General features: G+C 37.7%; 9 protein-coding genes. All 9 read right to left on the reverse strand.

Annotated elements, in window-relative coordinates; all coding sequences use genetic code 11:
- On the reverse strand, positions 1 to 330 hold a 330-nt coding region (locus M997_RS15415; RefSeq protein ID WP_156510828.1), incomplete at its 3' end, for a UvrD-helicase domain-containing protein.
- Positions 327 to 3,215: a pitrilysin gene (gene ptrA / locus M997_RS15420; RefSeq protein ID WP_064720999.1), complete on the reverse strand. Its 2,889-nt coding sequence runs from the start codon at positions 3,213 to 3,215 to the stop codon at positions 327 to 329. The genes ptrA and M997_RS15415, both read right to left, overlap by 4 nt.
- A gap of 15 nt (positions 3,216 to 3,230) precedes the next feature.
- Positions 3,231 to 6,608 (reverse strand): exodeoxyribonuclease V subunit gamma, encoded by a 3,378-nt coding sequence (recC, locus tag M997_RS15425; protein WP_064721000.1) that lies wholly within the window; start codon positions 6,606 to 6,608, stop codon positions 3,231 to 3,233.
- Positions 6,609 to 6,952: 344 nt separating this feature from the next.
- Positions 6,953 to 7,414, reverse strand: a complete 462-nt coding sequence (locus tag M997_RS15430) for a DUF2509 family protein (protein ID WP_064721001.1) — start codon at positions 7,412 to 7,414, stop codon at positions 6,953 to 6,955.
- Positions 7,411 to 8,070: a prepilin peptidase-dependent protein gene (locus M997_RS15435; RefSeq protein ID WP_064721002.1), complete on the reverse strand. Its 660-nt coding sequence runs from the start codon at positions 8,068 to 8,070 to the stop codon at positions 7,411 to 7,413. The genes M997_RS15430 and M997_RS15435 overlap by 4 nt, the downstream gene beginning before the upstream one ends.
- On the reverse strand, positions 8,064 to 8,594 hold the full coding sequence (locus M997_RS15440) for a potassium:proton antiporter (protein WP_239994698.1): 531 nt from the start codon (positions 8,592 to 8,594) through the stop codon (positions 8,064 to 8,066). Before M997_RS15440 ends, M997_RS15435 begins: the two co-directional genes overlap by 7 nt.
- A gap of 214 nt (positions 8,595 to 8,808) precedes the next feature.
- On the reverse strand, positions 8,809 to 9,660 hold the full coding sequence (locus M997_RS15445; protein ID WP_064721003.1) for a thymidylate synthase: 852 nt from the start codon (positions 9,658 to 9,660) through the stop codon (positions 8,809 to 8,811).
- A 50-nt stretch (positions 9,661 to 9,710) separates the two neighbouring features.
- A complete protein-coding gene (gene lgt / locus M997_RS15450) occupies positions 9,711 to 10,598 on the reverse strand; it encodes a prolipoprotein diacylglyceryl transferase (protein WP_064721004.1) in 888 nt (295 codons plus the stop codon).
- A gap of 82 nt (positions 10,599 to 10,680) precedes the next feature.
- On the reverse strand, positions 10,681 to 12,927 hold the full coding sequence (gene ptsP / locus M997_RS15455) for a phosphoenolpyruvate--protein phosphotransferase (RefSeq protein ID WP_064721005.1): 2,247 nt from the start codon (positions 12,925 to 12,927) through the stop codon (positions 10,681 to 10,683).
- Between the last annotated feature and the right edge of the window lie 4 nt (positions 12,928 to 12,931).

A 12,931-nucleotide genomic window follows, 5' to 3' on the forward strand; every position in this document is an offset into this window, starting at 1 on the left:
ATTTTGGATTTGTTCTAACAGTTTGTTATAAGCATCATTACTACTTTCAATATCATTGCGGATACAGGCAAGCCTTAGTTCATGAATATTATTACGAATACGAGCTCGCAATTCATCAGTTGCCGCCTCCGTAAATGTCACCACTAAAATCTCTTCGACACTCAACGGACGCAGAAAAGCACTTTCGCCACCAAGTCCAAGAAGTAGTCGTAAATACAATAATCCAATTGTATAGGTTTTACCTGTTCCAGCAGACGCCTCAATTAGGCGTCGCTGATACAACGGAAGTGTAAATGGATTTAACGGCTGCGCCTGTATCACTTCACTCACTCTTTAATTTCCTCAACAGGTAACGTTTTTTGTAATTCGCTTACTGTCGAATGACGCTTCCACTGTTTATCTTGCGCGTAATCGGCATTATTACCTTCTTTGCCGATAACTTGTGAAACAAAAACAAATCCCGTTGGCTTTATTACTGCTTTTTCATAAAACTCAATAGCTTGTTTTAAAGTCACTTTATTAAATTCAGCTAGCATTTTTTCACGCTCATTGAATTTAATGTTGTTACGATAAAAATCATTACGATAAAGAGAAACTTCCTCATAGAATGTTTGAGGTGGTTGTTTTATCTCGGTAATTAATGCTTGTTTATATTGGTTAAATTCAGTATCACTCATTTTTTTCAATCGCTCATAAGCTTGCTGATAAAATGCTTGATAACGTTCATTTAAATAAACAGGCGGTTTGGCATTACTTTGTAATAAGAAGCCTAATCCTGACTGTTGTCCCATCGTGGCTTGGTAGGCAAAAACTGCATAGCCTAATTGTTCTTCAGTTCTAAGTTGGTCGTAAAACCAAGGTTTAATAACAGAGGCTAGAACAGAAGAGATGGCATGGCCTTCCAAGCGATCATAACCAACAGGGATAAATAATTCACCTAGTGCATTATCGGTACTGTTAGATTTATTTTGGAATTCAACCTCATTTAATTGGTTAAACACCAACGTTTCACCAATCCAATACTCTGTACCTTTATTTCCGAGCAACTCATGAGCTGATTTAACAATTTCACGGCTCTGTTCTGGTGTTAAATTACCAATAACTAATGCTTGTAAAGTGGCATTTTCAATCACTTCATGTCGATTATCACTAATATCTTTTAATGTAATAGACTCAAGTGCTTTCAGTTTGTCTACCTCTTCATAATAAGGAATGGTGTTCAAACGACGAGCAGGAAGCATTGCGGCTTCAAATGCTTTTAAGTTATGAGTAACTTCAAGTTGTTCACGATACCAAGATTTAGCTTGATCCAGCTCTTCTTGTGTTGATGTAAATGTCATATAGCTTTTCAACGTGGCATTAACTAACTCAGGTAAATGCTGAGTATAACCATTCATTGAAAAATCAATACCTTGGCCAGATGACGAAGAAATATTCATTCCTGCAACAGATGCTTGATAAGAAAGTTCACTTAACGACAACCCAGCAAGGTAATCCGTTAATGTCTGTATAACCTGCTGTTTTACCGTAATATCGGATCTTTTATTCACCAAACTTAATGTCACACTCGCTTTAGGCTCATCAGAGAAATAGTGTGATGGCATATAAAATAAGCGAGCGCTTTTATCTTCCCACAAGAGCTGTGGCTTCGTTATTTTGCTATCTGCATCAATAAGAGAAAGATTATCTGGAATATAAGGATTCAATGCAGGCATTGATAACTTAATATCATCCGCTAATGTTTGCCATGTATCGAATTGCTTTTGCGTTAATTTATCAACTTGATAAGGCGCATTAACAAAATAGGCTTGCTTATTAGAAGGTTCATTTGGACTAATAACCCAAATGCGTGCATTTTCTGGCGTCATTGATTCAAGGCGAGACTTAATTGCTGAAGGCTCATAGTCATCAGCAAGGTAATCCGCATTAAGGATATTTTTGATTGGATAACGCAGCATCATGTCAGAGAGATCTTCAATGTAGTTCATATCTCTAACTATCGAGCCATAACGGAAAGAGAGATTTAAAACATTAGCGATTTCATCAAAGTAACGTTGGCTAATTCCCTCATTTTGCATTAAACGTAAATAAGAAAATATCGCCGCAATAACGGTATCTTTTTGCGCTAATCCTTTATCTGTTAATGAGACGTACAACGTAAATGAACCTTGGTTACGATCAATATAAGGTTCTGAGAACGCACTAATATTTTCAGCTAAACCTTGCTCCTGTAGCCAATCAGCCAAAGTGCCAGGGCTACGATTACCAATTAAATAGCCAATGTATTGATCTGTTTTGCTACGAAAATCAGCTACGTTGTTATCAATGCCAAACTCAATTTGTAAGGTCTTTTGTGGTTGAGCAGGTACTAAATGGATCATTAGCCCTTTCTCTTTTTCTGTCATCGCAGGTACGGTTGTTACAGGTGTTTTGGCTTGTTTATTGGGAATACGTGAAAAAGTTTCTGACGCTAATTGCGCTAATTCATTTAGAGGTTTTTTGCTGTAGATAACACCATTCATTAAATTGCCAGAATAGTGAGTCTGATAGAATTTTTGTAATTCATCTTGCAGCTTACTATCTGGTTTATCACTTAATGTTTCTAAATTTCCACCCATAAAACGTGAGCTTGGGTGCTCTGGATTAAGTGTTTCGGCTCTTACTTGCCAAAAACGCATCCCATCACGAGAACGAGCCATTGTAAGTTCAGCATTTACTGCATTACGTTCACGATCTGCATTTTTAGGATCAAGTAACGGACTCGCTAACGCATCAGCAAGACGATCTACGGCTTCGTTGATCGCGCTATTCTCAACTTCTAAATAAAATGCAGTACGGTAAGTCGTCGTACTGGCGTTATGAGATCCGCCATTTTTTTGCAAAAACTCTGACATACTGCCAGATTGAGGATATTTCGCTGATCCCATTAGCACCATGTGCTCAAGATAATGAGCTAAACCTTGTTGGCTATCAGGATCTTCTAAAGCCCCAACAGGGAGAGAAACCGCAGTGAGTGATTTCACCGCTTTTTCATCAGAAACAAGTAATACTGTCATTTCATTTGGCAATTTAATCGCTTGATATTGCCTAGGATCACTTTCACTTTTCTCAATGCTATCTGGCAACACTTGCCATAGTGGATCAGCAGCAAAGCTGTTGATACTCACAAGCATCAATAGCAACATGATCCAAAGTTGCGATAAGTATTTTCTCATCTGATATGAGCTCCCTTATTTTTTTAAAAATGGAATTATTGGTTTAAATATGGTCAATGCGATCTGTTTTACTGCATGTAAAAAAGACTCATCTATTTGATGAAATACTCGCTGAATATAAATATCACTCATTTCACCATCTCGATTATAACTATCAGTGAGATACTGAATCAGGACTAATTCTGCTTTTTCGAGCGTTTCTTCATCATCAAACAAGAATTGATCTGTTTTTTTATCATAACAAGCTTGTAGCCATGCCCAACCACTCTTAGAAAACAATGCTAATGGTGTATTTAATCCAGCCTGATAGGTACAAATTAAATTATCTAGCGTTTCAGAGGCAAAAGTCGGATCTACAGGTAATAAATGCCACTGTGTGTCCTTTCTTCCATAATAGCGACTTTCACCAGTTCCTTGGTTTAAACAATAAACAAGATGTTCAATCCAAAGTTGTAATAAATCATTTGCCGTTAAGCTTGCAGGTCGCCAGCGAAGCAAGCCATCAGATTGTATTTCATTTAAACGACCTAACAGCGGTATCGTACTGAAGCAGTGCTCTATTGTGACAGAATGTGTTTCTGAACGTTCACTTCTCACTTTTTCAGCTAAAGGAAGCAACTCTTGTATTTGCTGCTCCCAATAAATTTGACCAAATGCATTAGCAGGCAATTGCCCAGCGGCTTTGATACGTTCAAAGAGCACATTCGTTGATGTCTCTTCAATTAATGCCTTTAATAACCACTGATTAAGCAAATAACGTTGCAATGAATTAATAACAAAAGGTTCTTCTTCGGGTAGTTCAGTTTCTTCAATCACAAAGTTAGTTTTCAAGCTTTGCTGAAAGAATGCTCGAATGGGATGGCGATAAAAACGAGTTAACTCATCAAGTGATACTTTTTCTATTGTTTTATTTAATGTCGTGGCAAATGTTTGATGAGCTTCACCTTGCCCGCTTGCAGCAGGAAGCCATTCTGCGGCATAAGAGCGCAGTAAAGCATTAGCTTGGAAATTTTCTTGAGCAAAAGGTACACGACTATGTTGTGTTAGCAAATGTGCATTCACTCGAGTTGCACTTTCATCCACATTCAATGCGCCATCTTGCTCTAAGCGAAAATTTTGTCCTATGTAATCTTGTAACTCTTTAATTAGAACCGAAGGATTACATTCTCTATCATCTCGAATCGACTTTCCTATATAACTAATATACAAATATTTTTCAGCTGAACTTAATGCTTCAAGGAATAGATATCGATCATCATCACGACGTTTTCTATCACCGCGGCGACGCTTTTCAGCCATTAAATCAAAACCTAGCGGCTGAATATTACGAGGATAAACACCATCATTCATACCTAGCAGACAAACCGCTTTAAAAGGTATCGAACGCATTGGCATTAATGTACAAAAATTAAGACTACCCGCTAAAAAACGCTGACTGATTTTTTCATCATCGAAGCGAACGGTAAGTTCATCGCGAATAAGTACCAGTGGAATTTCGCTTTGATATTGAGCATCCAATCCATTGTTAATCACCTTTTGCCATTGTTGAGTGATTAACGCTAAAACTAATTCAGTTTCATCATCAGATTCAAAGAAGGCGTCAACTAATTGCTGACCAATATCTAACCATGATCCGAGTGAACGAGTTTCACTTAAACGTGTGCGCCATTCACTTAATGTATAGAGAAAATCAGCTAAGTGCCCTGCAAGTTCTGCGGCTAATCCACTGGATTCATCGTAAGGAAGTATACCTTTCCACGGACCATTTTCGCTTTCCATAGCATAACCTAATAACATTCTTATTAAACCAAAATGCCATGTATTCTGCCCTGTTGTAGGGAGTAAAAATGAGGCAACATTTTCATCATCTAACCCCCAACGGATCCCTGAGTCTTCAACCCACCGACGCAGTAATTTTAATTCGTTTTCAAAAATCGAAAAATGCCCTGCTAAAGCTGGAACTTCAAGTAAAGCAAGTACTTGTTCAGCCGTAAAACGGCTTTGAGGAAGTTCTAGCAACGTAATAAAAGCTTGTAAAACCGGATGTGCTTGTCGTGCTTTTCGGTCTGAAATAGCAAAAGGAATGTAACGCTCAAAAGGAGCATTACCAAAAACAGCCTGAATATAAGGGGTATAACTATCGATATCTGCCACCATGACAATGATATCTCTCGGTAATAATTCAGGGTCTTGTTCTAATAAATGAAGCAATTGATCTTGTAATACTTCAACTTCACGTTGTGGGCTATGGCTGGCATGAAAAGTCAGAGAATGATCATCATTAGAAATGATGCGTTTATTTTCACTGCTTTTATAGGTCTCAAAGGTTTTACCTAACTGGGAATGATCTTCTAAATCTAAGATATCTGCTTGTAACTGATGTAATAAGCTATCACGAGAGATATCAGAAAAAGCAAAAAGCACATCTGTATATTCAAGTTCAGCAAGAAAATAGAAATTATCTTTGCCTAATTTTCCCCATGAAGCCAATAGCGGATTACCTACAATTTGCTCGCCTTCTTCATTGAAAAGTGAGGAAGCATTTTCCTCATCTTTAAACCAAGGTAATTCATTAAGCTGCTGATAATGTCGTGGTTTTCGGCTATTAAGGCGAGCTAAAAATTTAGGATCTTGAATATCACCCCAATATTCTCGACAAGGGTTAGTAAACAGTAAATAGATTTCAGTATGTCGGCCAATTGCTTGTAATGCTTGTAAATAGACCTGAGGTAGTGCTGAAATTCCGCAAATAAAGATGCGAGGCGGAAAACAGTGCTGAAGTGTTCCTTCTGGTGCATTATTTAGTGTTGAAATAAATTGCTGATAAAGGTTGGAGCGGTGCCACAGGGGTTGGTCTAATGTTTGAGTGTATTGTTGTAGTGCCAACCACAATGTTTTCTGCCAGTGCTGATTTTCACTTAGCCCTTCAATTAGTTCATCATTTTCCCATGCTGCCAACCAATCTGAACGATAAACTAAATATTGGTCGAATAAGTCAGCAACTCTTCCAGCTAATTGGTGAAGTTTACGTTTGTCTTCATCATCTTCAAGATACTGTAGCAGAGGCTTAAACTCTTCTTTATCAAGAAAATCGGGCAACAAAGTCATTAATTTCCATGTCATCGCATCTTTGGAAAACGCGCTTTCTTTCGGTATTCCTTCTAAAATACGAGTAAACATATTCCAAATAAAAGTTGCAGGTAATGGATAGTGAATATTGGCTGCAATGCCTAAGCTTTCTGCTAACTGAATTTGTAACCACTGAGACATACCGGGGCTTTGAACCAAAATAACTTCTTGCTCAAACGGTGATGATAAAGGTCTTGTCTGCATAAAATGCACCATCAGTGATTTTAATAGTGACAACTGATTTGAATGATAAATATGAAACATCAGACCCTCATTTTATTAATAGCATGACCAGCGATATAAACTTATTGTAGGGAATTGCTCATCAGTTAAATACCCTGTTATCTTTTGGCAACCTACTGAGTATGAAAATGATTGTGTCATTATTTGTTGATTATAGACAGTGATGAATGGCGGTTTATGAGAGCCCTGCTCAAATAAGGAAAAAATTGCTTGCCCTGTCTGTTGAATTTTTATTAGCTTATGAAAATCAATTTGTAATGACTGACTATAGCCTATAATAGTGATAAAACTGATATTAAAAAAGAGTAGTGAAAACATCATACTAAGTAAAATTGTTCCATGTTCACTCTTACGGTGATAAATAACTATGGTGTGCACTCCTCAAGTTTTAATGGACAATAATCAATCCAGCCATTTCTATAAGGTGTTATAACTGAACCCATGCTCTTTGAAATATTTAGCCACTGATAATGATATATTTTATATCCATTTTTACTTTCTGATTGTCCCTGAAGCAAAGCCAAGTTTTGATTTATTAAAAGAAAACAGCTCATTATATTCGCTTCATCACCAAACACTTGACACTGCCACTTTTTTAACGATGTCACTGAAATATCCCAATTCAGCGTAATCCCCCATAACAATGCAGATTCTGCGAGTAAAAAGGTTTGTCTTGCCTGTAATTCTTGCATCACCATTTGCTGTGCTTGTCGGTAATGATAACTAAAACTAAAAAGTACCGATAAACTCATAACCACAAAACTCACTACAGCGAGTAAACTGACAAAGCCGGCCTGTTTTTTCTCGTTATATAAAACATCAATCATAAATAAGATACATTGCGTAAAAAAATGATCGACTGATAATTAGATTTCACTTCTGGTACCTCAGTTAATTCAAATTTTAACGATAATGATAAATAAAAAAGAGTCTCTCCCGTAATTGAATGTCGGCGCGAATAGGGTTTCAATAAAAATTCAGTAACTTTAATTTCATTACTTTCGAAAAAATTCTGCCAACCCATTGAAGTACAATCGTTTACACCTCGGCGTTGTTCTAACTGCCCATTTTTTAGGCGATAACCAAAGTAATCACTCTCTTTCGATGACGGATTATCCCATTGCCCATTGTTATTTAGGTCGTAAATAAAAATAATACATGAGCCGTTAGGCTGATGAGGATAAGCGCTTATTTTTAATGCCGATTTTGGTAAAAAGGTTTTTTTTTCTTTATCAATATTATTATCACAAACCCCTTTACAATACCCCGTACGCCTTAATTCTGTTTCTAATACAATCAATTTTTCTCTTAAATAAATATCTAATCGATACTGATGATAAGAGTGAGTCAATGTATTGACTAGTTGAGGATAAACTCGACTGATGCAAACAAATAGGATCCCGCTAATAGCAATAGCGAATAAACATTCCATCAACATCACACCAGATGAAAATACAAATACAGTAGGAGTAGGTTTTAACATGATGAAAAGGCCTTAATTTGCTTACTGCATGCCCTTATTCGGCCTAATGAGGAAATAATAATTTTCACTTCAGCATCAATACGAGTATCAGCAATAATAAAACTCATCGGTTTTAAGGTTTGACGTAATCTACTAAAGGTAAATTGCGTTGCTGTTGCCTGTATTAGTTGAATATCTGAATTAAACTGAAAACGTTTTTGATTTTGAAAAGATGATAAAGACAATAGAGTACTTGCTGTAATGTCGTTAATTGGCGATAACGACAATACTATTTGTATTTTATGATTGAATAAAATTGCCTGTTGGCGCTGAGAGGAGAGAAATGCAATAGTTTCTCTTACACTATGAATTAATTGCTGTTTTTTAGTGTTTTTTTGGTAAGCCGATAATGAAAAGTGGCTCAGTATAGCAATAATAGTCATGACGATTAAAATTTCGAACAGACTGACGCCTAATTCATTATTTACCTGATATTCATTATTTACCTGATATTGCTGATATTGGTTATTGTGTTCATATTCCATCTGTTTTTTCCTTTTATTCCCTGTGATGACAATGCCTACAAATATCAAAACGGTAAATAAAGAAAAACAACATTTCAGAGCCACCACGCAATAACTAATCTTTCAGAGTAAATACAGAATAAGTGTGTTTTATTTGTTTATATTTATACTTCTCAAGACATAAAAAAAGCCCCTGTTTATTACTAAGCAGGGGCTTTACATTCAATAGATAAGATTAAACAGTAAACGGATATTTTATTGCTTCATGACATTGATAGCCTTCAACCGTAAAATCAGCGGTAGTTACCCATGTTTCAATATCTTCCAGTGTTTTAATTTCAGGATTGATATGTAGCATTGGTGAAGGAAATGGCTCGCGTTTTAACTGTACATCTCGCATCAATGGCAGTTGATCTTCATAAATATGCGCATTAACAATTTTATGAAATGCTTTGCCTGGTTTGTGCCCCGTAATTTGAGCCACCAGCGCTAATAACACAAAACATTGAATCTGATTGAAATTCAGACCTAGTGGAACATCACAGCTGCGTTGATAAGATGTCAAATAGAGTTTATCGCCAACTAATGAAAACGTGTGTGTATGCATACAAGGACGTAAGCAACCCAATTCCATTTCACCTGGGTTAAAAAATGTAATGATTTCACCGCGATCATCAATACCTTTTGCAAGGTTATCGACAACTTTACGTAATTGATCTAGGTGAGAACCATCAGGACGTTGCCATTGACGACCCTGAACACCATAAACGCGTCCCATATCATCCTCACCTTTACGATGAGGATTATTTAGCCATGCGCTGTTTTCATTTGCATTAGCATTCCACGTATTACAACCAATCTCACGAAATTGTGCCGCGTTATCGTAACCACGCAAATAACCTAATAATTCAGCGATAGCGGCTTTATAAAAGCTTTTTCGCGTTGTAATTAATGGAAATTGATTGTTAGCAACATCGTATTCCAGATCAGCATTAATGACCGTTAAACAACGGGTTCCTGTCCGTTTATTATCAATCCATTCACCTTCATCGATAATGCGTTGACACAATGCTAGATACTGCTTCATGTTGACTCTCTTTTGTTGTTAGCTAAGTAGTAAAATTTATATTAATTTAATTAGTGCGATGGCGTTGAATTTTGAGGTGTTTTTTTATCGCGGCGATAAGCCCAAACCATAAAGAAAATACCTAAAATAATCATTGGGATAGATAATAATTGTCCCATACTCACACCACTAAACAGCCCCAATTGTGCATCTGGTTGACGGAAGAATTCGACAATAATACGAAACGCGCCATAACCAATCAGGAATAAACCAGAAACACTGCCCATAGGACGATTTTTGCGCACAAAAATATTTAGAATAATAAACAGCACCACACCTTCTAATAGCATTTCATAAAGCTGAGAAGGATGTCGTGGTAACACGCCATATTGCTGAATAATTGGTAGTAATGTTGTTGGATCTTGAGCAACCAATTGTAAATCTTCAGAACGTGAGCTTGGGAATAAAATAGCCCAAGGAGTATCTAAAGTAACGCGTCCCCAAAGTTCACCATTAATAAAGTTACCAATACGACCTAAACCTAAACCAAATGGAATTAATGGAGCAACAAAGTCAGCAACTTGGAAAAAATGACGTTTAGTTCGACGAGCAAACCAAATCATGGCGCAAATAACCCCAATTAGGCCACCATGAAAAGACATTCCGCCATCCCAAACTTTAAATAAATAGAGGGGATCATTTAAGAAGACAGGCAGATTATAGAATAAAACATATCCTAAGCGACCACCGATAAATACACCAACAAAGCCAACGTAAAGCAATGTTTCTACTTCATTTTTGTTCCAACCACTGTTTGGTTTTGCCGCTCTACGATTTGCAAGCCATAACGCAAATACAAATCCAACCAAATACATCATACCGTACCAATGTAAAGACACTGGCCCGATAGAGAACATAACAGGGTCGATTTCTGGAAATTTAAGGTAGCTTATGCTCATTTATTCCCTACTTCATTTAATCAGTGATATTTCTGCCTGTGAATAATAGCACAGCACAGAAAAAGGCTTATACGAAGGTCAATTAAATACCTCCGCGAATTAATCCACCTAATCCTTGCCTTTCCATAAATTCAGAAGACAACGCTTTGATCTCTGTTGCTGTTTGCGCTTGCAATATGCGTAGCATAAAAGGTTGCAACACAATGGGATCAAGATGGCGCAATAAGTATTTTACCCTAGGTAAACTACGTCCACTCATGCTTAACTGCCTAAAACCTAGCCCTATTAACAGCAATGCACCTATTGGCGTACCTGCCATTTCACCGCAAACACTGACAGGAACTTGGTAACGCTGGCATTCCATTACAATTAAATTAAGAGAACGTAATAGCGCAGGATGCAAATTATCATAGAGTGATGCCACATGGGTATTATTACGATCTACTGCTAGCAAATATTGCGTCAAATCGTTAGTACCAATAGAAATAAAGTCTACGCGATGTACCAATTGCGGCAACATAAAAACTAAAGAAGGTACCTCTAGCATTATTCCTAATGCTGGCGGAGTACATTCACATTTCATTTCTCGGCTAACTTCATCACATGCGCGCAGTAACAATAATTTGGCTTCATCAATTTCATCAATACTTGTCACCATCGGCAACAATATTTTCAAATTTTTAAATTCGAGGTTTGCTTTTAACATTGCACGCAACTGAATAAGAAAAATTTCAGGCTGATCGAGCAAGATCCGGATCCCTCGCCAGCCTAAACAAGGATTTTCTTCATTAATTGGCATATAAGGCAACTGTTTATCAGCGCCAATATCAAGTGCACGCAGTACAACGGGTTTATCAGGAAAAAAGGAGAGAATTTCACGATAGCGGTTTTTTTGTTCATCTTCTGATGGAAAACCACTTTGTAGCATAAATGGAATTTCAGTGCGATATAAGCCCACACCATCAATACCAACGCTGATGCGTTGTTCGTATTTAATGCTTAATCCCGCATTAAGTTGAACACTGACTGATTCACCATTTTTTAATACCGCTTGTTGTTCTAATTGATCTTCAGCTATTTGACTTAAAACACGTTCTTCATCAATGATTTGACGATATTCCTGCATGATAAAGGGTTCGGGTTCAATAAAAACCTCACCTCGATATCCATCAAGAATAAGCATTCGATTGTGCAAGAGTTCGGGCTGAATATCTGCCCCCATGATGGCGGGTATTCCCATTGCTCTAACTAAAATTGCAGAGTGCGAATGGGTTGCACCATCACGAACAATCACGCCAGCTAATTGCTGCTCTGGCAACTCAGCTAATAAGCTTGCACTGAGTTCGTCTGCAACAAGAATAAAGCGATCTGGCCACGTATTGGTAAAGCTTAAATCATCATCTAAATGAAAAAGTAATCGTTGTCCTAATGCTTTTAAATCAGACGCTCGCTCGCGCATATAACCGTCTTTAAGGCTAGAAAACTGCGCGGAGAACTTTTCAATTACCACTTTAACCGCCCATTCAGCGACATAGCCTTGGGTAATCACTGTGGTCATTTTCTGTTTTAATTGCGGATCATTAAGAAGATGAGAGTAAAGATCGAAAATTGCCGCACTCTCTTTTTGTGCACTTGCCATAAAGCGTTTGCTAAAGCGGCGGCACTCTGCTGTTGCATCTTCTAATGCAATAGTAAGACGATTTTGCTCCGCTTTAATGTCTAACGCACTCGCCTTATAGACATGTTCAAGAATAGGCTGAGAAACCTCTTGCCAACCATAAGCCATTATTACGCCTGTAGAAACAGATAGCGCCTTAATGCGGCTTTGCCGATATTGCCCAAAAAGTCCTTTGGTTTGAGCTTGGGCCAAAATGGCACCCAGTTGAGTGGCTAGCGTCACCATAAAAGACTCTTCACTTTCATTAAATAAGCGACGTTCTTTTTGTTGAACAACTAACACACCAAGAAGCTGACGGCGATAAACGATTGGTACACCAAGGAAAGCTCTTAAACTCTCTTCGTTGACTTGGGGAAGGTATTTGAAATTAGGATGTTCACGAATATCAGCAAGGTTAATAAGCTCAGAAAGGCGGCCGACTTCGCCAACAACGCCTTCATCAAAGGAGAGGCTAACAGCGCGCCCTCTCGGTTTTTTTAATCCTTTCGTCGCCATTAAATAAAAACAACGACGCTGCATATCCGCAAGATAAATAGAACACACATCCGTGTGCATAGCTTGACACGTTTCCTTAACTAATAGTTCAAGCGCTTCCGGCAACCCAGCGGCCATCGCAACTTTTTCTACAATTTCCCGTAAGCGTGTCAGCATAGTG

Origin of the sequence: Proteus hauseri ATCC 700826 (assembly GCF_001654965.1) — a bacterium.
GTDB lineage: Bacteria > Pseudomonadota > Gammaproteobacteria > Enterobacterales > Enterobacteriaceae > Proteus > Proteus hauseri.

What these genes read in the sequence shown, in the direction of transcription:
- ptrA (WP_064720999.1), bottom strand. Translation starts at nt 3,215, where the DNA reads ATGAGAAAATACTTATCGCAACTTTGGATCATGTTGCTATTGATGCTT.
- recC (WP_064721000.1), bottom strand. Translation starts at nt 6,608, where the DNA reads ATGTTTCATATTTATCATTCAAATCAGTTGTCACTATTAAAATCACTG.
- M997_RS15430 (WP_064721001.1), bottom strand. Translation starts at nt 7,414, where the DNA reads ATGATTGATGTTTTATATAACGAGAAAAAACAGGCCGGCTTTGTCAGT.
- M997_RS15435 (WP_064721002.1), bottom strand. Translation starts at nt 8,070, where the DNA reads ATGTTAAAACCTACTCCTACTGTATTTGTATTTTCATCTGGTGTGATG.
- M997_RS15440 (WP_239994698.1), bottom strand. Translation starts at nt 8,594, where the DNA reads ATGGAATATGAACACAATAACCAATATCAGCAATATCAGGTAAATAAT.
- M997_RS15445 (WP_064721003.1), bottom strand. Translation starts at nt 9,660, where the DNA reads ATGAAGCAGTATCTAGCATTGTGTCAACGCATTATCGATGAAGGTGAA.
- lgt (WP_064721004.1), bottom strand. Translation starts at nt 10,598, where the DNA reads ATGAGCATAAGCTACCTTAAATTTCCAGAAATCGACCCTGTTATGTTC.
- ptsP (WP_064721005.1), bottom strand. Translation starts at nt 12,927, where the DNA reads ATGCTGACACGCTTACGGGAAATTGTAGAAAAAGTTGCGATGGCCGCT.